Source organism: Botrimarina hoheduenensis (genome assembly GCF_007859815.1).
GTDB lineage: Bacteria > Planctomycetota > Planctomycetia > Pirellulales > Lacipirellulaceae > Botrimarina > Botrimarina hoheduenensis.
Map to the genome: position 1 here is coordinate 582,369 of NZ_SJPH01000002.1, position 23,619 is coordinate 605,987.

Annotated in this window: 16 protein-coding genes; 5 read left to right on the forward strand and 11 right to left on the reverse strand. The window is 63.3% G+C overall.

Annotated elements, in window-relative coordinates:
- Window positions 1-312 precede the first annotated feature (312 nt).
- From Pla111_RS06075 to Pla111_RS06095, 5 genes are all read right to left on the reverse strand, one after another.
- A complete protein-coding gene (locus Pla111_RS06075; RefSeq protein ID WP_146572370.1) occupies window positions 313-3,342 on the reverse strand; it encodes a valine--tRNA ligase in 3,030 nt (1,009 codons plus the stop codon).
- A 122-nt stretch (window positions 3,343-3,464) separates the two neighbouring features.
- Window positions 3,465-4,040, reverse strand: coding sequence for a hypothetical protein (locus tag Pla111_RS06080; RefSeq protein WP_146572372.1), 576 nt, complete (start codon window positions 4,038-4,040; stop codon window positions 3,465-3,467).
- A 57-nt stretch (window positions 4,041-4,097) separates the two neighbouring features.
- Entirely contained in the window at window positions 4,098-5,507 is a 1,410-nt protein-coding gene (locus tag Pla111_RS06085) for an alkaline phosphatase D family protein (RefSeq protein ID WP_231930777.1), read from the reverse strand.
- A gap of 64 nt (window positions 5,508-5,571) precedes the next feature.
- On the reverse strand, window positions 5,572-7,155 hold the full coding sequence (cimA, locus tag Pla111_RS06090; protein ID WP_146572374.1) for a citramalate synthase: 1,584 nt from the start codon (window positions 7,153-7,155) through the stop codon (window positions 5,572-5,574).
- A 380-nt stretch (window positions 7,156-7,535) separates the two neighbouring features.
- A complete protein-coding gene (locus Pla111_RS06095) occupies window positions 7,536-10,490 on the reverse strand; it encodes a DNA translocase FtsK (RefSeq protein WP_231930779.1) in 2,955 nt (984 codons plus the stop codon).
- Window positions 10,491-10,855: 365 nt separating this feature from the next.
- Between Pla111_RS06095 and Pla111_RS06100 the strand changes: the two genes are divergently transcribed.
- On the forward strand, window positions 10,856-11,875 hold the full coding sequence (locus Pla111_RS06100) for a phosphatase PAP2 family protein (RefSeq protein WP_146572378.1): 1,020 nt from the start codon (window positions 10,856-10,858) through the stop codon (window positions 11,873-11,875).
- Between the two features lie 12 nt (window positions 11,876-11,887).
- Here Pla111_RS06100 and Pla111_RS06105 read toward each other — a convergent pair whose 3' ends face one another.
- From Pla111_RS06105 to Pla111_RS06115, 3 genes are all read right to left on the reverse strand, one after another.
- The gene (locus Pla111_RS06105) at window positions 11,888-13,006 is read right to left on the reverse strand and encodes a hypothetical protein (protein ID WP_146572381.1); all 1,119 of its coding nucleotides are present in this window, start codon (window positions 13,004-13,006) and stop codon (window positions 11,888-11,890) included.
- A 161-nt stretch (window positions 13,007-13,167) separates the two neighbouring features.
- Window positions 13,168-14,073: a tRNA pseudouridine(55) synthase TruB gene (truB, locus tag Pla111_RS06110; protein WP_146572383.1), complete on the reverse strand. Its 906-nt coding sequence runs from the start codon at window positions 14,071-14,073 to the stop codon at window positions 13,168-13,170.
- A gap of 10 nt (window positions 14,074-14,083) precedes the next feature.
- On the reverse strand, window positions 14,084-14,785 hold the full coding sequence (locus Pla111_RS06115) for an O-methyltransferase (RefSeq protein WP_146572384.1): 702 nt from the start codon (window positions 14,783-14,785) through the stop codon (window positions 14,084-14,086).
- A 149-nt stretch (window positions 14,786-14,934) separates the two neighbouring features.
- On the opposite strand from Pla111_RS06115, the gene rsmG reads away from it, so the two are divergent.
- The 3 genes from rsmG (at window position 14,935) to Pla111_RS06130 (ending at window position 17,561) form a co-directional block, all read left to right on the forward strand.
- Window positions 14,935-15,756 (forward strand): 16S rRNA (guanine(527)-N(7))-methyltransferase RsmG, encoded by an 822-nt coding sequence (rsmG, locus tag Pla111_RS06120; protein ID WP_231930781.1) that lies wholly within the window; start codon window positions 14,935-14,937, stop codon window positions 15,754-15,756.
- A gap of 128 nt (window positions 15,757-15,884) precedes the next feature.
- Entirely contained in the window at window positions 15,885-16,238 is a 354-nt protein-coding gene (locus tag Pla111_RS06125) for a DUF3467 domain-containing protein (protein ID WP_146572386.1), read from the forward strand.
- A gap of 180 nt (window positions 16,239-16,418) precedes the next feature.
- Complete coding sequence (locus Pla111_RS06130) at window positions 16,419-17,561, forward strand: cysteine desulfurase family protein (protein WP_146572388.1); 1,143 nt, start codon at window positions 16,419-16,421, stop codon at window positions 17,559-17,561.
- Between the two features lie 44 nt (window positions 17,562-17,605).
- Here the strand turns inward: Pla111_RS06130 and Pla111_RS06135 are convergent, their stop codons facing one another.
- On the reverse strand, window positions 17,606-17,944 hold the full coding sequence (locus Pla111_RS06135) for a tetratricopeptide repeat protein (RefSeq protein WP_146572389.1): 339 nt from the start codon (window positions 17,942-17,944) through the stop codon (window positions 17,606-17,608).
- Window positions 17,945-18,165: 221 nt separating this feature from the next.
- Between Pla111_RS06135 and lpxA the strand changes: the two genes are divergently transcribed.
- Window positions 18,166-19,023, forward strand: coding sequence for an acyl-ACP--UDP-N-acetylglucosamine O-acyltransferase (gene lpxA / locus Pla111_RS06140; protein ID WP_197524804.1), 858 nt, complete (start codon window positions 18,166-18,168; stop codon window positions 19,021-19,023).
- Window positions 19,024-19,080: 57 nt separating this feature from the next.
- Here the strand turns inward: lpxA and Pla111_RS06145 are convergent, their stop codons facing one another.
- Together Pla111_RS06145 and ppdK are read right to left on the reverse strand one after the other, a co-directional pair.
- A complete protein-coding gene (locus Pla111_RS06145; protein ID WP_197524805.1) occupies window positions 19,081-20,421 on the reverse strand; it encodes a TlpA family protein disulfide reductase in 1,341 nt (446 codons plus the stop codon).
- 342 nt (window positions 20,422-20,763) lie between these two features.
- The gene (gene ppdK, locus Pla111_RS06150) at window positions 20,764-23,445 is read right to left on the reverse strand and encodes a pyruvate, phosphate dikinase (RefSeq protein ID WP_146572394.1); all 2,682 of its coding nucleotides are present in this window, start codon (window positions 23,443-23,445) and stop codon (window positions 20,764-20,766) included.
- Between the last annotated feature and the right edge of the window lie 174 nt (window positions 23,446-23,619).

Genomic DNA, 23,619 nt, shown 5'->3' on the forward strand with positions numbered 1-23,619 from the left:
TCGGCCGAGCTTGTGAATCGATTCACAAGCGAATCGCCCGGCCGCCGCGGCGACTTTGTGAACTCTGTCACAAACCCCAGCGGGGTGCTCTTGCGCTCAGCGGAGAAGCCCGTGCAGGAGCGTTAAAGTCCTCCGAAAGCCCCCAGATCGCGATTCAAAGGGCCGTAGCGTCTGGTTTGCGATACAGGTCGTAATCCTTCAGCGCCGCCTGACGCGACACGTCGGTGCGACACGCGCGAGACGGTTGTCACGGAAGCATCGCGCTACGGGGGGCGCTCTGCGGTGGCGGATCAGCCGCGCTTGGGGGAGAGATCAGCCGAGCTTGGCCAGGGCCGCCGCGACCGCCGCGAGCTGCGTTTCGGCCTCGGCCAGCTTGGCCTTCTCGCCCTCGACCACCTCTGCCGGGGCGTTCGCGACGAACTTCTCGTTGCCCAGCTTGCCGCGTAGCGCGCCGGTAAACTTGGTGAGGTTTGCTTGTTCCTTAGCGAGGCGGGCCTTCTCCGCTTCAATCTTGATAAACGCCTTCACACCAACATGTACTGTTATGGGGGTGTTAAATCCCGAGATGGACTTGATCGAAGAAAACTCGCTTAGAGCAGAATCAGGCCCTAATTCCACAGCGTTGGCCTTGGCCATTTGTGTGAAATAAGGTTGCATCGGTTTGATGAGATTTTCCGTTTCTTCGTCGCAATCGACTGCGAAGTTCAGGCTTTCTTTACTTGGGATACCAAGCCCCTGTCGCACTTCACGCACCGCGCCGAGCACCGCCTGGAACTTGGCGAACTGCTCTTCGATGGTGGGATCGATTGCGGCGGCGTCGCTCACGGGCCAGGGAGCCACGCAGATCGACTCGGTGCCTTCCACGGCTGCGGTCAGGCCGCGCAGCGGCGCGACCTCGGCCAGCAGCTGCCAAACCTCTTCGGTCAGGAAGGGGGCCATCGGATGCAAGAGCCGCAGCAACGTATCGAGCGCGTCGGCGAGCACCGCTTGGGCAACCTGTTTATCGGGTCCGGCTTGGGCGAAGCGGGCTTTGGTCATTTCCAGATAGAAGCTGCAGAACTCATTCCACGCAAAGTCGTACAGCGCCCGGGCTGCGTCGGCGAAGCGGTATTCGTCCAGCGAAGTGGAAACTTCGCCAGTAACCGTCGCCAGCCGGCTGAGCAGCCAGCGGTCTTCGATCCGCAGCTCGTCGGGACCGATCGCGCGCGGCTTGTAGTCTTGCAAATTGCCCAAGGCAAACCGGCTGGCGTTCCACAGCTTGTTGCAGAAGTTGCGGCCCAGCTCAAAGCGTTCGCTCGTGACCGGCCCGCGTGGCAGGGCGAGGTCCTCGTCCTTCTCGGCCCATTGGGTGCTGAACGGCTTGTCGCAGTGCGAACAGACGATGCGCGGCTGTACGCGGTTCTGCTTGGTTTGGTTGATCGTCCCTTGGCAGTGGGGGCAGACGAACTCGACCGGCAGGCGGACGTCTTGCGTCTCGGTCGTCAGGTAGGCGATGCCGAACCTCAGCGCATCGGCACCGAACTGGTCGATGACGTCGAGCGGGTCGACGCCGTTGCCCTTCGACTTCGACATCGTCTCGCCGAAGCCGTCGAGGATCTTCGGATGGATGTAGACTTCGGGGAAGGGGATTTCGTCGAGCAGGTACTTGCCCATGAGCACCATCCGCGCGACCCACAGCGTGATGATGTCGCGTGACGTGACGAGCACGCTGGTCGGGTAGAACGCTTTCAGCAGGTCGGTCTGGTCCGGCCAGCCCATGGTGCTAAACGGCCACAGCGCGGAGCTGAACCAGGTGTCGAGGACTTCCTCGTCATGAGTAAATCCGTCCTTCTCTACTTTTTGCGCTTCGCTATCGTCGAGAAGACAGACACTCTTCGCGCCGTCTTTTCGCCAAACCGGAATCCGGTGTCCCCACCACAACTGTCGGCCCACCGGCCAGTCACGCTTCTCGCCGAGCCAGTCGAGATAGCTCTTGCCGTAGCGCTCGGGGACGATGCTGACGTCGCCCGAAGTGACGGCGTCCATGGCTGACTGCGCCAGCACGTCCATCTTCACGAACCACTGGTCCGCCAGATACGGCTCGATGGGCGTTTTGCTGCGATCGCTGTGGGCCAGGTCGATCAGGCGATCTTCAACGTCGCTCTCGGGATCGTGGAAACCCGCCTCGGTGAGATCCGCGATGACCGCCTTGCGGGCTTGCGGCATCGTGAGGCCGCGGTACTTCTCCGGCACGCTGTCATTCAGCTTGCCGTCGGGCTGCATGATGTTGATGGTGCCGATCGACTCATTCCGCTGATACACCTCGTAGTCGTTCGCGTCGTGCGCGGGGGTGATCTTCACGCAGCCCGAGCCGAGTTCGGGTTTGGCCCACTCGTCGGCGATGAGCGGGAGGGTTCGCTCCGCGAGGGGCAGCGTTAACTGCACGCCGCGCTTCGCCATATCGCGGAGCTGTAAGAGCTTCGGCAGGTGTGTCTTACGGCGCTCGGCGAGCGCTTCAATCTGCGCGACGATTGGCGGGCGTTCCTTTGCCGGCGCGGCGGCGAGTTTTTCTTTGAGTTCGGCTTCGACCTTGTCGAGCTGACCGGCCGGGTCAGGATGGACCGCCACGGCGGTGTCGCCGAGCATGGTCTCGGGCCGCGTGGTGGCGATGGTGACGTGCGTCGGCTCGCCCGCCTTCGGGTCCACTACAGGGTAGTGGAAGCTCCAAAAATGCCCCTTTACCTCTTCGTGGAACACCTCGTCGTCGCTGACGGCGGTCTGGAGGAATGTGTCCCAGTTCACAAGGCGCTTGCCGCGGTACACCTTGCCGTCGCTAAACAGCTTGAAGAAGGTCTCGCGCACGGCGCGGGCGCATTGGTCGTCGAGCGTGAACCGTTGCCGCTGCCAGTCGCAGCTACAGCCCAGTTGTTTGAGCTGGCCGGTGATGCGCTTCTCGTACTGTTCTTTCCATTGCCAGATGCGATCGATGAGCCCTTCGCGTCCCAGGTCGTGGCGGCTGAGCTTTTCTTCCTGCAGCAGCCGCCGTTCAACCACGGCTTGCGTCGCGATGCCCGCATGGTCCGTGCCCGGCATCCACAGAACCTCGTACCCCTCCATCCGCTTGCGTCGGCAGAGAATGTCTTGCAGCGTGTTGTTCAGCGCGTGCCCCAGGTGCAGGGCACCCGTCACGTTCGGCGGGGGGATGACGACCGAATAAGGCTTCTTGTCGCCCTTGAGCACCGGCGCGGGATCGGCGTGGAAGTAGCCCTTCTCTTCCCAAAACGGGTACCACTTGGCTTGGGCGGCGTGGTGGTCGTAGGCCGAGGGGAGCGTGGCCAGGTCGGTCTTGGAGGTGGTAGGCATCGTCGGCGCGGGGGCCCGGCTGGAGGGCGGGGGAGGAAGGTCGGCAATCGCGATAGGATCGCCGATTCGAGCCCGTTAGACCACCCGGCCGCGAGCCGGGTACGTGGTGGGGGGCTACGCCGCTAACGTCGCGGCGGGGGATCGCTGGCACGCGGAGCGGCAATCCCCAACCAATCGGCCATGACGGCCCCCAGCCGCTGGAGCCGCTCGACGTGGCCGTTTTGGGTTTCGTCCAGCAAGATCACCCGGCGGGGGTGCTCCAAGAGCAGCCGCAGGCGGTGGACCTGGACCGTGGCGTCGGTACCACGATCCCCGGTGGGGTGATGCTCCTGGTGCGTTTCGATCTCCAGAGCGGCGATCTGATCGAAACGCAGCTCAAACGGCCGACCTGCCCAGATGATTGGCGAGACGACCTCGTACACGCCGGTCTGGGTCGGGCGGTCGAGCGTTAACGAGACGCGGCCGATCGCCAGCGTGATCACCGCCGCGACGAGCAGCGCCACGCCGATCAGCAGCCCGATCCCCACCGGCACGATCCCCCAAGGGATGCCCCGGGCTTCGCTCGCCAGCAGCCCGAGAAATACCCCAGCGCACAGGGTGATGGTGCCACCGATGGCGGCCATGGCGAGCAGCGCGGCGAACCCGCCCGGCTTGCCGCGCAGCACGAGCCGATCGGGAAGTTTGGCGTAGACCCGCATAAGCTACACAAGAAAATCGCGATTATGCGTACGCAATGAGATGGAGAAATCTGCTAGCTACGGACGAAATCCCCATTTTTCCGTCGAGACGGGCGTGCCATCGACCGCATGATGCGTGAAGCGAAGCAAGGGATCGTTGTTAGGCCGATCAACGCTTACCGATAAGAAGCCTCCGGCAATCCGCAGGAAGCGGTGTTTGTCGGGATCTCGTTGGTCCGCGCTGAACCCTCCAGCATGACTGTCGCTTGCAGGCCCACAAGCATACTCTCTCAGGCCGGTGGCCGGATCAATGCTCGTATACTGCCAGTGGCGATCTCCACAGACTATGAACAAATTCTTGCGAGCGGCGAGGAGAGTGCGGAGGTGTTTTCCTTCGTGAGAGAAGCCGGCGTTAGCGTGGTTGTCGTTCTTATCAAGGCGATCGGGACCAATGATAGGGGTCGCGCTGAGTACGATCTTGAAAGTTGCGTTCGATGCAGCTGTTGTCTTTTCAAGCCAAGTGAGTTGTTCGGCACCCAGAATCGTTTTCTGTGGCCCATCCGGCATCGTGTTGGGGGAGCGGAACTCACGTCCTTCAAGCAGCCAGACTTCCAGATCGGCACCCCATCTAACGGTCCGATAAGGCGGCGTTGCGGCAGGGACCTGCTCGCGGTAGACCGCTAAGCCCTCATCCCAGGTTAGGTCTTGGTAGGTCTGACCTGGCCAGCAGTCGTCCTTCAGCAGATCGTGATCATCTTTCATGAAGTAGCTAGTGACCTGTTCATGAAAGCTGCGTTGCAAGGGCAGCGCGTACATTCGATTCCACTTGAAGCGCGCCGTAGCTACATTGTGAGCAAAGGGGCTCGGACGGTCGTAGTAGAGAATATCACCTGCGTGAACAAAGAAGTCGGGCTTGCCACCGTTACGGCCTGCGGAAAGCATAGACTCGTAGATTAGATGCCCACGTAGCGGATCGTCGCGGCGCGGATAGTCCTGGCAGGTCGATACAACCATAGTGGCCCCAGCGGGCACGTCCGTCGGCGGCGGGGTTCGGAACATGCCCTCGATCTGGCAGGATTCCTGGGGTGAAGCAGCTCCGGCGACGGGTATTGGGCGGCTCAATACCCGTAAGCCGTACGATGATCCCGCTCGGAGGCTCGTTAACCTGTGCTGGATTGTGTAGTCGTGCTCGCGATCGGTGGCTAGCCAAGCGGTTTCTTGCAGGTTGGCTTCTTCCTGCTCGTGCCACCAAACGATCCGCACTTCGCCGGGTAGTCCCTCAGCCCGATCGTTTGTGGTACGTGTCCAGACGATTGCCGTATCTTCTCTGGCTTCGCCGATCTTGAATCCGTTGGCTAGCACTACCGAGGAGGCGGCCGATCGATGTTCATCAGCCGCGTAGGCGTTGGCGACAAGGGTCCAGGCACCTATGGAGGCAATGACTAATACCGCACCAGCCCGTGTCGTAAGCCGCAGAGACGTAGGCAAAGAGGGTGCGTTGAACATTTCACGGAAGATGATGAAAAGTTGGCGTGAGAGCCGATCGCGCAGATTAACTGCCGGCAGCGTCTTTACACAGCTTGTATTCGATCGAATCGACAAGCGCTTCCCAGCTGGCTTGGATAACGTTCTCGTGGACGCCGACCGTGCCCCAGGTTTCGCCATCGGCGTCGCGCGACTCGATCACCACGCGGACGCTCGCCGCGGTGGCCGCCTCGCTGTTGATGACACGCACCTTGTAGTCCACGAGCGACATCTCGCGCAGCTGGGGGAAGCGTCCGCTGAGCGCCTTACGCAGCGCGCCGTCGAGCGCGTTCACGGGGCCGTCTCCTTCGGCCACGCGGTGCTCGACCTGATCCTGGCCGTCGGCACCGTGGATGAGCAGCTTGACGGTCGCCTCGGTCAGCGCGGCACCGCCCCGGCTTTCGGTTGCGACGTGGTACTTAACGAGCTCGAAGTGGGGCGTGAACTGATCCGCGAGGCGCTTCACCAGCAGCGCGAAAGAAGCTTCGGCCGCCTCGTACTGATAGCCCTCATTCTCGCGGCGGACGACCTCTTCCAGCACCGCGTTCATCAGCGCGGGATCTTCCGCCAAGCCCAGCTTCGTGGTGGTGGCAATGATGTTCGAGCGGCCCGAAAGCTCGCTCACCAGCACGCGGCGACGGTTGCCGACCGACTCGGGCGGGATGTGCTCGTAGCTCTCGGCAACACGGTTGACGGCGTGGACGTGCATGCCCCCCTTGTGGGCGAAGGCGCTCGGTCCGACGAACGGCTGGTTGTTGCGGCGGAGCAGGTTGCCCACTTCGTAGACAAAGCCGCTTAGCTCCGTGAGCCGTTCGATCTGCTTGGGGTCGAGCACCTCGTAGCCGCTCTTTTTGAGCATGAGATTGGCCGCGACCGAGATCAGGTCGGCGTTGCCACACCGCTCGCCGAGGCCGTTGATAGTCCCCTGCACCTGGACGGCACCGGCGTCGATGCTCGCCAGCGAATTGGCGTTCGCCAGCTCGGCGTCGTTGTGCGTGTGGATACCCAGCGGAATCGAAACCGCCGCGGCGGCTTCCTTGGTGATCCGGGCGACCTCTTCGGGCAGCGAACCGCCGTTGGTGTCGCACATCGCGATCAGCATCGCGCCGGCGTCGGCGGCTGCTTTGATGGTTTGGGCGGCATACTCGGGGTTGCGCTTCCAGCCATCGAAGAAGTGCTCGGCGTCGTAGATTACTTGCCGATCGAGCCCGATGAAGTGCGCGATCGTTTCGGCGATCATATCAAGGTTCTCTTGCTCGCTGACGCGGAGGACCTCGGCGACATGGAAGTCGCTCGTTTTGCCGACGATCGTGATCACGGGGGCTTGGCTGTCAGCCAGCGCCTTCATGCCGGGATCGTCGGCGGCTTTCACTCCCCGACGACGAGTCATGCCGAAGGCGCACAGCCGGCTCCGTTTGAGCGGTTCTTTCGCCAGCCGCTGAAAGAACTCGGTGTCTTTGGGGTTCGAGAGCGGGTAGCCCCCTTCGATGAAGTCGAAGCCCATCTCGTCTAGTCGCCGGGCGATGAGGACCTTGTCCTCAAGCGAGAAATTCACGCCCTCGCCCTGGGCGCCGTCGCGGAGCGTGGTGTCGTAGAGCTGGATCTTCGTCATGGCGGTTACGTGACGCACGGGAGCCCCCCGCGGGGGGCCTGAGTCAGCCTGACCGCTCGCTGCGGATCGAGGTTCGGTCGGAGGGGCGAAGAGCGGGGCCGGCGAGGAGGTGCTAACCACGGTCTTCGCCAAAACGGGCGAATCAGCCATTCTAGCAGCCCGGCCCTGAGGAGGCGAACCGCCACACAGCGGCCGTCGGAGGCGGCAAGGGGGGCGACGCCTAACAGCCCGTAGATTTACTCGTCGGGCTGCGATCCGCAGGAAGCGAATCCAAAACCACGGCCCGAAAAGCCGGGGTTTTGCGAGCCGTGAAGAGCTTGCTCTGAGCTTGGCGAGATTGAAAAACGCCACGACGGCTTATATCAACAGGCGGCTAAAGCTCAGGCGGCCTCCTCGTCTTCTTCAGGATCTTCCTCCTGGTCCTCCTCGGACTCGGCGTCTTCATCTTCATATACATACTCCCACTCCTCGTCGCCTTCCTCACCCTCTTCGGACTCATCCTCTTCTTCATATTCCCATTCTTCCTCGTCCTCTTCCTCGGCGGTCTCGTCGTCTTCTGATTCGGCGTCGTCCTCCTCGGCGTCGTCCTCTTCGTCTTCTTCTTCAGCATCCTCCTCGGGGTCTTCCTCGGCGTCGTCCTGCTCGTCCTCCTCGTCGAAAGCTTCCGCTTCGTCTTCTGTGGCGGAGTCCTGTTCTTCTTCCCAGGGAGCCGTGGGCTTAGCGGCCGCGGGGGAGACCGTCACCGGCACCGCGGGCGACGCCGTCGCGGTGCCCCCCTCAGCGGTCATTGCCTCCCACTCCTCGACGGTGATGAGGATCTCACGCGCTTGCGAGCCGTTGTACTCGCCGACAATGCCGTCTTCGGCCATGAAGTCGATCAGCCGCGCTGCACGGCCGTAGCCGATGCCCAAGCAGCGCTGCAGCAGCGAAACGCTCCCGCGCCGCTCGCGTACGACGACATCGACCGCGGCTTGGTACAGCTCGTCACGATTCTTGAGCGGTCCGGGACCCGTGGCGGCCTCTTCCTCTTCTTTGGTTTTCAGCTGCATCAGCTCGACGGCAAACTGCTGATCGTCGGTGCCGACGTAGTCCACAACGCGGCTGATTTCGTCGTCAGAGAGATAGGTTCCCTGTCCGCGAAGCAGCATGCTCGTGCCGGGCGAGAGGAACAGCATGTCGCCGTTGCCCAGCAACTTGTCGGCACCCATCTCGTCGAGCACCACCCGGCTGTCGGTGCGGCTGGCCACCTGGAAGGCGATCCGCGCCGGCAGGTTCGACTTGATCAGGCCCGTGATGACGTCGACGGTGGGCTTCTGCGTGGCGAGGATCAGGTGGATACCGACCGCCCGACTCTTCTGCGCTAGGCGAATGATGTGCTGTTCCACATCTTTTCCGGCGGTCATCATCAGGTCGGCCATCTCGTCGGCGACGATCACGATGAATGGCAGCTGCTTGGGGATCAGGCTGAACGAGGCGTCGTCCATCGGTTCGCCGTCGGACGATTGCAGACGATCACGCAACTCGGCCTCAGAGAGCTGGTTGTACACGCTCACGTGGCGCACACCGGCGCGGGCGAGCAGCGTGTAGCGTTCCTCCATTTTGTCCACGGCCCAGGCAAGAATCGCCTCGGCCTTCTTCATGTCGGTCACCACCGGGTGCATCAGGTGCGGCAGCTTCCGGTAGCCCGACAGCTCGACCATCTTGGGGTCGATCATCAGCATGCGGACCTCATCGGGCCCACGGCTCATGAGGATCGAAACGATGATCGAGTTGAGGCACACGCTCTTGCCCGTGCCCGTGCGGCCCGCGATGAGCAGGTGGGGCAGGGCGGCCAGGTCGACCACCATCGGATTGCCGGCGACGTCTTTGCCCAAGTAGATAGGGATCTTCATCCGGCGGGCCTGCCCGTCGGTTTCTTCGATCACCTCGCGCAGTCGGACCACCTGTCGCGTGTCGTTGGGGGCCTCGATGCCGACCGTGTTCTTGCCGGGGATCGGTGCCACGATCCGTACGCTCGGCGCGCGCAGCGCGATGGCCAGATCGTCCGCCAGGCCGGTGATCTTCGAGAGCCGCAGCCCGGGCTCGAGCTCCACCTCGTACTGCGCGATCACGGGGCCCGTCTCGACCTCGACGACCTTCACGTTGAAGCCGAAGTTGGCGAACGTTTGCTCGAGGATCTTTGCCTTCCGACGAACCTCTTTCTCGTGCTGGTCGTAAGAGATTTCCTCGGCGGCCAGCAGTAGATCGATCGGCGGCAGCTCGTAGTCGCTGTCGAAGTCGGCGTCATGATCGGCCGCTTCGAGCGACTCGATGATCTGCTCACGCTCGCTCTTGGCTTTCGGTTTACGAACACCGATGCCATCTTCGGCCTCCGACTGCGGGGCGTCGGTGGGAGGCGGGTTATTTGTCGTTGGCGTGTCGGGCGTCTTCACACGCAGCGCGGTCGCCAACCGTTTGCCAATGCCGCCCACCGCCGCCGCAGCGCCGGCTATTGCACCGGTCGGAGCCGCCTCGTCGGCTTCAACGAGCTCTTCCTCCTCCTCGTCTTCGTACTCCCACTCCTCGTCATCCGAGGCTTCGTCCTCTTCGTCGGCGTCTTCGTACTCCCATTGATCGGCGTCATCCTCTGCCTCGTCGTTCTCTTCTGCGTCCTCTTTTTCGCTGTCGAGTACCGCACCTTCTTTCGTTTTGCCATCGGCGAGGCCGGTCGCTTCGACAAGGTCCAGATCGGTCCGGCGATGGACCCGCGCGAGCCGTGTCACCGCCGCTTGGCCGACCCGGCCGGCGGCAACCACCGTGGTGGCTGACACCGCCGCCGTCTTGGCCGCCGCGCGGAACAGGAAGTAGTCGGTCGAGAGCAAGAGCCCTGCCAGCACGGCTGCCACCCCCACCAGCACGGCTCCGGCCGAGGCGAAGTTGGCCTCCAGCCAGGTGCGCCCGAGGGCACCGATCTCTCCCCCGGCACCCACCAGGGGGCCGGGGGTCCAGCTCGGCAGCAGCAGCGTCGCCAGGGTCGAGAACCCCACCAGCGACAGCCCCCACCCGGCCACGCGCAGGATCGGCTGATCGATCTCTCGACGCTTCAGCAGCAGCCACGTAAGGCCGCCGGCCGAGGCGAGGGCGTAGTAAGCCCCCACACCGAGGGTTTGCAGCAGCGTATGGGCCGTCTGGGCCCCGACGGCCCCGCAAGCGTTACGTACCCCTTCTACAGGGGGCCAGGCGAGCCGACTTGGCGGGTCGAAGCGGTCATAGCTGGCCAGCGAGACGCCGGCCAGCAGCGTGACGACACCCAGCAGGAGGGCGGCGACATCGATCTTGGGGCTTCGATCGGGCAAGGGGGCGGGCCGAGGCGGGCTGGAGGCCGGGGACGCAACAAACGGCCGGAGAAGGCATGTCAATTCGACGCGCACACCGACCGCCATCGCGCAGCATCGGCTGCTGAGCGGTCGCACCGAGAGTCCCGCCGCCGGCGCCGCTAGCACCCCTGCGAAGCGGAACGCCCGGCCAATCGTTGCGACCCTTCAGCCGGTAGCACCCTTTCGGCCTAACCCCGGTGCGTACGACCTGTTAATACCCGGAACCCATCGGGGCGATACCGATCGCGAATTCAAACGATAATCGTTCGACGCAAATCGGCCCTCGATCACTGCCGTGGCCGTGTACTCTGCTGACGGCGGCTTTCTTGGAACCATTGCCGTCGATGCCCACATTCATTCGGATCAGGGTGGCTGGGCTGATCGTCCTGTTGGCTGGGGCTTCCGGATGTGCCCTTCCCCTGCGAACCTCTCGTCGGACCGAAAACACGGCCCCGCCCACCAACAGCCAAGTTGATCGGGCTTCCGAACAGGCCCAAGCGCTTGGCCGCTCTGAGAACGCTCCGCAAGCGGCGACGAAACCTCCGCTGTTTGGACCCCCAACGCTTGCCGAGCACACCGCTCTCCGCTTCGATCAGGAGCCCCTTTCCGAAGAGGTCACTTTCGAAAGCGATGGCCCGCGCGCCGCTCAACCGGGGTTGCTGGTGAGGTTGGTCAACGACCAGCGGGAGTTCTATAAGGTCGACTCGCTTTTGGTGCTGGGGGGGGCCGTCGCGGTGGCGGGCTTTTCCGCCAATAGCCAGCTCGATCGCGATATCGATCGGCACTTTCAGGCCAGCGTGCGCGGCGCGACGGCAGACGATTGGTTTGAGTCGCTCCATGCCGGCAAAGAACTGGGCAACGGCCTTTATACGTTACCGGTGTACGGCGGCTGCTGGGTGCTCGGCGAGTTGCTGCCCGAATCCGAGACCGCTGGCGTTCTGGGCGACTGGGGCCAGCGGACGACCCGCAGCTTTCTTGTCGGCGCACCTATGACCGTCGCCTTGCAGGCGGTGCTCGGCGGCAGCCGACCCGGCGAGACGGTGAACGATTCGGGGTGGACCCCTTTTGACGACAACAACGGTGTGAGCGGTCACAGCTTCATGGGCTCGTTGCCGTTCCTAGCGGCCGCAAAGATGAGCGAGCGGCCCCGCACCAAGGCCCTGTTCTACGCCGGATCGGCGATCGCCCCGCTCTCGCGGATCAACGACGGGGCCCACTATCCTTCGCAGGTGATGCTTGGCTGGTTCATCGCCTATCTGGCCGCCGACGCGGTTGATGCAACCGAGACGGGCTTTGACCAGATGCGGCTGATCCCCTACGCGACTCCGACCGAGTCGGGAGTGGCGGTCGAGGTGGCTTACTAGCACCGGCCGAGCTTACCGCGGACTTCGATTCGCAAGATGGCAGAGGCTCGTTGCCATCAAACACAGCAGCGCCGTCAGCCCCACTGCCGACGGCTCGGGCACCGCTGTCCAGCGACGGGGGCCTCCGTCGTAGTTCTCAGACCACTCGGTGTAGCCCTGGAGCGGGTACGCGGCACCAAGACCGTCACGCCAGACGGTGTAGTCGGCCACGTCCACCCAGCCATCATCGTTGAAGTCGCCCGGTTTGCGGAGCGTGCTGAGGCCCAGTTCATCGAGCCACTCGCCCATGTAGCGGAGGTGGCTCAAGTGGCTGTCGCCACTGGTGCCCAGCGCCCCCCACAGCGAAAAGCCCTGCCGACTGGTGGTCCGATAGAAGCGCAGATCGCCCAGCCCCGTTTGGCTGGTCGGAGCCGTGGCGAGGCCCAGGTGTGCGAGCAGCTCGTCCCCCGTTTCGGCGGTGCTCTCGTAGGTGTAGGTCGGCACTTGCGAGTGCGAGAAGACGAACCGCTTCTGCCCCGTGGCGGCGAGGTCGGCGAAGGCCTTGTAGCCCGCCATCTGCGAGTCGAGCGCCGTGCCATCCGACGCGGTCGTGGCGTACAGCGAATCGGCCGCCAGCAGGCTATCGATCTGATTGCGGTAGGTGGGGCTCGCCAGGATCTGCCGCACGGCGCCGTAACCGGCGCTGAACGAAGAGACAGCAAGCTGCCCCCAACTCGTCCCCACGCCAAAGTCGGGCTGAGCCGCCAGGGTTGAGGCCGCGCTGTTGAGCAGCGTCTGGAACAGCGACGCCTGCGCGAACGGCGTGCTGTACGCGCTCGACAGCCCGTTGTAGTTGACGGTGACAATTGCCGCGTTGAGCTTGGCGTAAGCGGCGTTGTTCCAAACGGTTTGTGATTCGCCGTGGAAGTGAACGAGCAGATCGACCGTGCCATCGGCACGCGGGGTGACCCCCGTGGGGATGAACAATCGCCACGCCGACTGCTGCAGTGCGAGTTGCCGACCGGTCGCGGTCGGAAGCTGTGCGCCCGCGCTACCGAGCTGCGTCAGCAGCAGCCCGCTAACAAGCAGTGCGAAAGACGCCTTCCAGCGCAGGCGGCACGCACGAGGATTTGGAGAGCACAACGGCATCATGCGATATCGGTTATGAGTTGGCGTGGCGAGCAACAACCGTCTCCCGCTTCCGCTTCAGGGAGCGGGGGCAATGTTCGTTGCGGAGCTGCTAGGGGAGGGTTAGCCGGCTCTCATTCTAACCGGCCCCGCCCCGCGTGTGCCAACGCGGAGCGGAGCTTTGCTCACGAAAAGTTTCTGATCGGCTGGTACTGATTCGTGCCGCGCGTTGTCACGAGCGCAAGGAGTCGCCCCTGCGCGTCGAAGGCGGCGATCTCTTCCGCTTGTGGTCGGTCACCACGCTCGAGGAATCGACCGTGCCGCAGTTCAGCGGCCTCTTCTTCCTCCACGTCGATGCGCGGTAGATCGGCGACCGCCAGCGCGGCCGGCAGCAAGGACTGCGCAAACCGCTCGGCGTCGAGCCCTTCGGGATCGATCGAGTTTTCGATCGTGAACGGACCGATCGCGGTGCGCACCAGCGCCGACATCACCGCTGCGGTGCCGAGGCGCGCGGCCAGATCGCGTCCCAGCGCGCGGACGTAGGTGCCCGATCCGCACCGGAGATCAAGCACCAACTCCGGGTACTCGTAGCGAACAACGCTCAGCTCGTGAATCGTTACGGTCCGCGGTGCTAGGTCGGGTGCCTTGCCGGCCCGCGCGAGGTCGTAGGATTTTTTGCCCCCCACCTTGATCGCCGAGTACGTGGGAGGCGTCTGCTGGATCGAACCCAAGAACGGGGGCAGGGCTGCCTCGATCTGTGCGTGGGTTGGTTGCGGAGCGTTGGGCAGCAGCTCGGGGGTGAGCTCGATATCATCGCTAGCGCTTCGTCGGCCCAGCAAAAAGGTGCCGCGATAACGCTTCGGCTGCCGCTGCACGTGCTCGATCAGCCGCGTGGCGGTTCCGACACAGACCACCAGCACGCCGGTGGCGATTGGGTCGAGCGTGCCGGCGTGGCCGACCTTGGCAGCTTTTGCTCCCGTCTCACGCGCGATCTGCTTCAGAACCCGTTGCACACGGTTCACGGCATCGCGTGAGGTGAGCCCGGCCGGCTTGTGCAGAATGAGCAAGCCGTAAGGCGCAGGCGGAATCAACGGCACGCCCTCACCGATTTGCTGACGAGGAGGTGTTCAGAACCGTCGCAAGCACAAAGCCGTCGTGCCCTTTGGCCCCCACGGTTTGCACAATTGTCGCCGCGATACGCGGCTCATGGGCCAGACGCTCGGCAAGCTCTCGACAAGCGAGAACCGCCGGGTCATCCGAAGCGGGGTTCGCGAGCTCTCCCCGACGAACGACGTTATCGACCACGATCAATGATCCCGGTCGGGTCAGCCGCAGGGCCCATTCAAAGTAGGCGGGGATGTTCGGTTTGTCGGCATCGATAAACACGAAATCGAACGGCGGAGTTTCTGTTTCGGCGACCGCGGGCAGCGTTTCGAGCGCCGGACCCAGCAAGATGGTCACCAGCTCATCGAGGCCGGCGTGGCGCAGGTTTTTGCGGGCGACCTCCGCGTGATGCGGATCGACTTCGAGCGTGACAACCTGGCCCCCCTCTCCCACCGCACGGGCCAACCCGATGGTGCTGTACCCGCCAAGTACACCGATCTCCAGAATCCGCTTGGCCCCGACCGCGCGGGCCAGCACACCGAGCATCTGCGCCTGGCAGGCCGAAACGCTGATGTCAGGCAGACCCGCTGCGGCGCTGCCGTGACGGGCTGCGGCCAAGACACCGTCTTCCGCTTGGAGCGTGTCGGTGAGGTAGTCGTCAACCGCCATCGCGGCCGCGAAGGAAGGGTCGGTGCTCATGCGGAGGCTGTTGGCGGGGTATCGGAACCGAAGGGGCGTACGGTATACGCCGCGTCTGCCGCGTAGCATACTCATCTTTGTGGGGATCGTCGAAGCGGACCCCGAGAGGCACGACTTATTACCGTTGGTTTGGCTAAGAGGCTTTTATTTTGTCGATCTCCGATTCCACGTCGTCGCAGCCCTCCGACGAGCGGCCTCGCGCGGAGTCCGGTGGTGAATCCGGTGGTGAATCCCCGCAAGCAGCCGACACGCTCGAATCCGAGACGCTCGAATCTGACGCGATCAATGCGGGCACCCTCGCCGAGGCGATCGCGGCGGTCGGGCTCCAGATCGACACCGCGGCGATCGAGCGGCTTGATGCTTACCGGGCCGCGCTGTGGGCTTGGAATGAAAAACTCAATCTGACCCGGCATACGACTCTCGAGAAGTTTGTCACCCGCGATCTGGTCGATACGCTGGCCCTATCCGAACAGATCCCCGCAGGGCAGCGCGTGCTGGATGTGGGGGCTGGTGGTGGCGTGCCGGGTGTGCCGCTGGCGATCCTCCGCAGCGATCTAAAAATCATCTTGTGCGAGTCGGTCACGAAGAAGGCGAACGCACTTCAAGCGATCCTCGCGGAGTCGGGTTTAAAGATCCCCGTCTATGCCGCGCGGCTGGAGACGGTGCTCGAAACCGAGCGTTTCGATACGCTGATTGCCCGCGCGGTTGCGCCGCTGTGGAAGTTCATGTTTTGGTTACGACCGCACGCGGCGCGCTATGAGCGGCTGGTGCTCATTAAGGGCCCGGGTTGGGTCGAGGAGCGGGGCGAAGCACGGCACCGCGGTTACGCCAAAGGTTTCGATCTTCGTAAGCTTGCCGAGTATCCCACGCCACGCTCGACCGCGATCAGCACCGTGCTGTCTCTGACTCCTTCCAGCAAGCCGTCGGGTCCGCCCCCCTCGGCCGCGCGTTTTCCAACGCGTCGCCGCTAAGCCGCCGTACCGAGCGATAGGCAGATTTGCGCTTAAACAGTATCTTACGGAGGTGTCGTGGCCCGGGGCTGCGACCGGGTGAGATATGCCCCTTTACCTACCCCACTGCAACGACCGAGGAACTGACCGTGGCCGACGCGACTGAGAAGAAAACGGCTCCACCCGCTCCCGCTGCTCCGGAAGCCGCCGAACAGCAGCGGACGCGTGTCGAAGTAGAAGACAAAGATGCCTTCTGCACCTACGCCAATTTCTGCCGCGTAACCGGAACTCCCGAGGAACTGATCCTCGATTTCGGCCTGAATTCGCAGCCCTATGGCGTTCCGACCGAGCCCGTCCAGGTGCGTCAACGGATCGTTACTAACTACTTCACGGCCAAGCGCATGCTGCAGGCGTTGCACATGTCCGTTCAGCGGCACGAGCAGGCTTTCGGCGTGCTTGAGACCGACGTCCAGAAGCGCGTCATCGCCAAGTCCAACGGCTGATTGCTCGGGCACGCTCTCGTGAGCGAATAGGATCCGATTGCATCGATCCTACGGGCCGTAGGGATGCGGTCCGCGGTGCCTTGCTGCCCCTTACCGCCCTTTACCGCGACCTACACTTTAGGCGACCGCCGGAACTCACCGGCGGTCGTCTTTTTTGTGGTTTGACGATGAGCTGACGGCGTGCGCTGGATCTATCTGGACTACAACGCGACGACACCCCTGGCACCAGCGGCGCAGGAGGCAATGCTGCCTTACTTGGCCGACCGCTATGCCGATCCACGGGCCGAACACGCCCCGGGCCGGATCGTTGCCGAAGCGATCGACGACGCCCGTACGCGTGTCGCGACGGCGCTCGGCGCGTTCGCGGACGAAGTCGCCTGGACTTCGAGCGGCACGGAGAGCTGCTCACGCGCCCTGCGCGAGACAATCGAACCGGCTTTGCGCGCCGGATCGACGCCTCATCTGGTGGTCTCAGCGATCGATCATGCGGCCGTGCTGGGCACCGCCAGATTTCTGCAAACGCTTGGCGCGGGTTTGACCGTAGTCCGGGTTGATGCCGAGGGCAGAGTCGATCCGTCTGATGTCATGGCGGCGCTGCGTCCTGAAACGCGGCTGGTGAGCATCGGACTTGCCAACGAAGAGATTGGCACGGTGCAACCGCTGGCCGCCATTGCCGAGCTCTGTCACGACGAGGGCGTTCTTGTCCACACCGACGCAACCCAGGCCTTCGGCAAGTTACCGATCGATGTGCGTTCGCTGGGCGTCGATCTGCTCAGCGTGTCAGCCCATAAAGCGTACGGTCCGAAAGGGGTCGGCGTGCTCTATGCGCGGCGGGGGGCACCGGTTGAGCCTTGCCTGCTCGCGGGCTTTGAGGCGGCCGATGAGCCCGCGGGGATGCCCAACATCGCGGGCATCGTCGGCTTTGGGGCCGCTGCCCCGGTGGCGGCCGACGCGGCACAGCACAGCCGTCAGCAATTGGCCGCGCTGCGTGATCGGCTCGCCAAGCTGCTCCTCAGCGGCGCGGGAGGGGGGCAAGTCTATGGGCAGATCGAAGGGCCGCGCTTGGTCAACACACTGTGTATCGCCTTGCCGGGCGTGACGGCCAGCGACTTGCTGTCGGCCACTCCCGAGATCGCGGCGACCCCGTGCGCGACCGGCGGTCCCGAGACGGTGGTGCTATCACCCACGCTCCAGGCGATTAACGCCGACCCGCGGGTCGCCTCGGGAGCGATCCGTTTGTCACTTGGTTGGCAGACAACAGCCGACGAAGTCGAACGGGCCGCTGCCGCCCTGCTGGACGCCTGGGAACGCTGTCGCGATTGAGCCGGCGGCTGCGGGGCAGCAGTGCCGCTTGCTAAAGCCGTTCTTTAGAGCCCTTGCTCGACCCGACGGCTCTTATCCATGGCGTCTTCTGCCATCGCGATGTACTTGGTGTCGCCCGTGCCGGCATAGGCTCGTTGATAGGTGACGCTTAGCGCGGTGTAGCTGAACGCGTCGCGGGGTTCGAGCTGGCAGACCCGTTCGGCGTGTTGGATCGCTTCGTCGTGGAGTCCCCGCTTCTGCTGGACGACGGCCAACGCCGCGTGGGCAAGGGCGTAGGCTTCGTCGATTGCCAGGGCCTCTTCGAGCTTCACGGCGGCTCCGTCAAGGTCGCCGTTGCTCTTGAGGCGATCGGCTTCATCGTAAAGTTTGCTCAGTTCGGGCATAGCGCAGATCAATGGTTTGGCGATAGCAGATAGGGAGAACAGTCAGGCAAGCAGCTGAGTTTAGAGGGCTCGCCTAGCGAAAACAGGGGTCACCCGGTCACTCTGCGCAATCCGCTTTGTCCTGCTAAGCCCGCACGATCGACACGACCGATATCACCCGTTGGCGGCGCCACCACCGCGGTAGCTCGCCCGCCCCCGTCAAACTCGCAGGTGTGCTAGCTGTGACTATTCATCCAACGGCCGTCATCAGCGCCGGTGCCCAGCTCGGCAAGAACGTCCAGATTGGCCCTTTCTGCACGGTGGAAGCCGGTGTGCGGCTCGGCGACGGGGTCTGTCTTGCCGCCCGGTCAACCATCAAGACGGGCGTGGCGATCGGGTGTGACAGCTTTGTTGGCGAGGGGGCCGTGGTTGGTGGTCTCGCTCAACACCTCACGCCGCCCGAAAACGCCGGTGGTGTCGTCATCGGTGAACGGAACGTGCTCCGCGAAAACGTGACCGTTCATCGGGCGATGCACGCCGATCAGGCGACCCGCATCGGCAATGATTGCCTGCTGATGGTGGGAGCGCATGTAGCCCACGACGTTACGATCGGTGATCGCGTTGTGCTGACCAACAATGTGATGCTCGCCGGACACGTCACGGTCGGCGATCGTGCGTACGTTGGCGGAGGAGCCGCGGTGCATCAGTTCTGTCGTATCGGCCGGCTCGCCATGGTCGGCGGCATGGCACGCGTCGTCCAAGACGTCTTGCCGTTTGTCACGGTAGATGGCGGATCGGGCCACGTGGTGGGCCTGAATCGGGTGGGTCTCCGGCGGGCGGGCTTCGATCGCAACGCGATGGCCGAGCTCAAGCAGGCCTACCAAATCATCTACCGAAGCGGATTGTCGCTCGTGCAGCGGCTTGAAGCGTTGACGGGCCGCTTTGACGAGGGACTCGCCGATGAGTTGGCGGAGTTCCTCAGCGGCGGCGGACGCGGTTTTGTCCGCGAACGGCGCACCCCGCCAGGAGCAACGATTCGCGTACTCGCCGACGAACCCACAGGTTCCATCGAGCCCCTGCCGATGCGTAAAGCGGGCTAAGCAGTTAGACAGAGCAGCCCGGCTGATCAGGCGGAATCCCCAAGCAGTCCAGGGCAGCTAAGAACGGTCGAGCAACGAGCGGAGCTTAGCAAGCCGGGCCGCCGTGCGTGCCTTTTGGGCTTCGCGCTGAGCGATTGCGTCGGCCGCAAGATCTTCGCCGGCGATGAGCGATTCGATCTCGGCGGAGAGTTGTTGCTCAAGGTTGGCACCGAGTCCCACGTGCACGACTTGCACACGTCCGTCCTTACCGATGAGGACCGAGGTAGGCAGGCCTCTCACTCGGAACGAACGAGCCGTAACACCGCCCTTGTCGAGCAGCACGGGGGGAGTCAGCTCGCGGGCTTCGAGAAACTTGGTGACCTCCTCGGCGGTTTCGTCCTGATTGACCGCGTAGAAGGCGAGCCCCTTCTCTTTGTAGGCGTCTGCGACCCGATCGATCTTCGGCAAAGCCGCGACACAGGGGGGGCACCAGGTGGCCCAAAAGTCGAGCAGCACTACCTTGTTGCCGACAAGCGATTCGAGATCGATCGATTCGCCCTTAAGGTCTTGCAGCACGAATCGTGGCGCGTCTTCGCCGAGCAGCGGGTGCGGGCCCTGTTCGCGCCGGCGCATGAACGACTCGACCAACTCCGCCCCTGCCGGTTCGGTGAGGGTGAAGGCTTCAGCGTCCGCCGCTGTTTCGAGGTCCCATTCGTCGTAGCGGAAATCGATGGTGTACTCAAAGTTGTCGTACTGTTCGGCGAGCGGGCTCGTGGCGGCCATCTCGGTCAAGTCGGGCGACATCAAGCGCACAACGGCGGGCCCCGTGGTTGCGAACCAGACATGGATCGCCAAGTTGTCTTCGATCACGTACCGGCAGTGATGCAAGGTGCCCGCATCGGTCTCTTCGACGCCCAGATACTCTGATTCGGAGATCTTCTCGGCGAGCCGCTGGGTTGCGACGGGGTCGAGCAGATCTACGGCCAATCCGCCTAAGCCGTTGGCAAGTCCCGCAGCGATTGGCGAAGCGCTGTAATCGGCAAGCGGCGACTCCGACTCGGCAATCGTGTACTTGCCGAGCGAAGCGATATGGACCGTGTAAACCGATCCGACTCCCCGCACATCGGGGGCCTCGACGCCTTCTTCAGGGGTCAGAGCGAAGGCTTGTTTTCCTTTGACCGTGGCTCGCCGGTAGGTGAGCGCCGTGTTTTCATCGGCGACCTCGTCTCCCATGACGATCCGTACCTGGGCGGTAACCCGTGCCTGGGCGGCGGGTGCCGCGCCGATGGTCGTGGCGGACTCGGTCAGCAGCTGTAGTGGATTGGGATCGGCCGCTTGAGCCGACGATAGCACCATGCTCGTAAGCACAAAGGCAGAGGCAAGGATCGTGCAACCGGACGCATGAGTCAGCGCTGGCATGGAGTGGCTCGGTAACCGAGTAAGGGGGGGATTCAGGGGAAAAGGCGATATCGAACCGCGAAGCAGTGATTCAAGAGGCACCCCGGTGTGCCAAACGGCAGCGAAGCCCTTCGGACGCGTTTTCCGAACGCTATGTTGTACCCACAAAACCAGGGCGGGGTTCATCCGCAGGAGGCGATTCCATGCCCGTTTAGTAGGATCTCTCACCGGTTGGGGGTCGAGTTCGCATATTTTCCCGGTGAAACGCGATCTGGCTTGAGGAAGCAAGTAAAAACTACGGGGCCGGCCGCTGTCTCGGCCGACCCCGTGCGAATCGATTCAGGCTGCGTTCAACCGGCGGGGCTACTTCGCCATCAGCGCGGCTTGGGCAGCGGCAAGCCGCGCGATCGGCACACGGAACGGGCTGCAGCTCACATAGTTCAAACCGACGGCGTGGCAGAACTTGATCGAGGCGGGATCGCCGCCGTGCTCGCCGCAGATGCCCAGCTTGATGCCCTTGTTGACGGTCTTGCCTTTGGCAACCGCCATCTCGACCAGCTGACCCACGCCCGAGGCGTCGATCGACTGGAACGGATCCTTGGGCAGGATCTCGTGGTACAAGTAATCCGGGAGGAACGTGTTCACATCGTCGCGGCTGTAGCCGAACGTCATCTGGGTGAGGTCGTTTGTGCCGAAGCTGAAGAAGTCGGCCTCGGCAGCGATCTCGTCGGCGGTCAGCGCCGCCCGGGGGATCTCGATCATCGTACCGATCAGGATATCGAGCTTGCCCGTGTACTTCTTGGCGGCGATGACGCTGGCGATGGTCTCCTCGGTCAGACGGCGAAGAATGGAGAGCTCCTTCACCGTGCCGACCAGCGGGATCATGATCTCAGCCTTGGCGTCGATCTTCTTGCTCTTGCAGAGAATCGCCGCCTCGGTGATGGCCGTCACCTGCATGACGAGGATCTCCGGATAGGTGATCGACAACCGGCAGCCCCGGTGACCGAGCATCGGGTTTGCTTCGTGCAATTGTGCGACGCGGGCCGCGATATCTTTGGCGGGGACACCAATCGCCTTAGAAAGGTCTTGTTGGCTCTTCGCGTCGTGCGGCACAAACTCGTGCAGCGGCGGGTCGAGCAAACGGACGGTCACCGGCAGACCGGCCATCGCCTTGAAGATCCCCTCGAAGTCCTTCCGCTGATACGGCAGAAGCTTCTTGAGAGCCGCTTCCCGTGCGCTCTTGGTCTCGGCGAGGATCATCTCACGCATCGCGAGGATACGATCCCCCTCGAAGAACATGTGCTCGGTGCGGCACAGGCCGATGCCCTCGGCACCGAACTCGCGGGCGCGCTTGGCGTCGGCGGGAGAATCGGCGTTGGTGCGGACACCCAGCTTGCGGTGCTTGTCGGCCCAACCCATGACAGTTGAGAAGTCTCCTGAAAGCTTGGGCGAGACCGTCGGCATTTCGCCGGCAAAGACTTCTCCGGTCGTGCCGTCGATCGAGAGGACGTCTTTCACGCCGTAAGACTTGCCGCCGACGGTGATCTTCTTGGCCTTCTCGTCGATCTGGATAGCACCGGCACCGGCAACACAGCACTTACCCCAGCCACGGGCGACGACCGCCGCGTGGCTGGTCATGCCGCCAGTGCTGGTCAGGATGCCAGCCGCCGAGTGCATGCCATCAACGTCCTCAGGGCTCGTCTCCTTGCGAACGAGCAGCACTTGCTCGCCGTTGTGGGCCCGTTCGACCGCTTCTTCAGCAGTGAAGGCCAACTTGCCGAACGCCGCTCCGGGCGAGGCGGGTAGACCGATCGTAAGCGGGCTGGCCTTCTTCTTGGCGGCCGGGTCAAAGGAAGGAAGCAACAGCTGGGTGAGGTCGCCCGCCGGGATGCGCATGACGGCCTTCTTCTCGTCGATCAGCTTCTCTTTGACCATGTCGCACGCGATCTTGACCGCCGCCATGCCCGTTCGTTTGCCGGTACGGGTTTGCAGCATGTAGAGCTTGCCGCGCTCGATCGTAAACTCGATGTCCTGGACGTCCTTGTAGTGCTTCTCGAGCTTGTCCTTAATCTTCATCAGCTCGTCATGGACCTTCTTGCCGATCGTTTTATCGGCTTCGCAAGTCCACTTGGGCATTTCGGCGACCGGTTGCGGCGTGCGGATGCCAGCCACCACGTCTTCGCCTTGAGCATTGACGAGGAACTCGCCGTAGAACTTGTTGTCGCCGTTCGACGGGTTGCGTGTGAACGCCACGCCCGTGCCGGAGTCATCGCCCATGTTGCCGAAGACCATCGACTGCACATTCACCGCGGTGCCGGCTAGGCCCGTGATGCCCTCAATGCGGCGGTAGCTGATCGCCTTGTCGGCGTTCCAGCTCTTGAACACCGCTTCGATGGCCAGCGCGAGCTGTTCGATCGGGTCCTGGGGGAAATCGTTCTTCGTGTACTTCTTGTAAACCTGCTTGTAGGCCGCGACGAGTTCAATGAGGCCCTTGGTCGGAACGTCGTTATCGTCCTTGGCACCGTACTTCGCCTTAATCTTGTTGAAGGCCTCCTCGAAGTACTCGTGGTGGACCTCCATGACGACGTCGCCGTACATGTTGATCAATCGACGGTAGGCGTCGTAAGCAAAACGCTCATTGCCGGTGGCGTTGGCGAGGCCGGCGACAGACTCGTCGTTCAAACCCAGGTTGAGGATCGTGTTCATCATGCCGGGCATGCTGACCGCCGCGCCCGAGCGAACCGACACGAGGAGCGGGTCCTGCGAGTCACCAAATTTCTTGCCGCTCTCCTTCTCAAGCGTCTTCACCGCAGCGTGGACCTCGTCCATCATCCCCTTGGGGAACTTGCCGCCCGCTTTGTTGTAGGCGCCGCAGCATTCGGTGGTGATGGTGAAGCCCGCGGGCACGGGCAGGCCGATCGAGGTCATGTCGGCGAGGTTGGCCCCCTTGCCACCGATGAGCATTTTCATCGAGGCATCGCCATCGGTCTTGGTCTTGCCGAAGTAGTAAACCATCTTGCCGGCGGCGGCGTTTTTCTTGGCCATCGAGGGAGATCCTGTCGCGTGAGCGTGAGGAGGTAAGCTGCGATAAACAGGGGGACACAAACAAAGGGGGGAGCCAGCGCCAACTAGGAAGATCTGCTCTCCCCCGACGGTTTGTTCTTCCCCGACGCGGGGCGAACAACTCGGCTGGTGGGCTTGGGGAAGGGCTCACCGCCC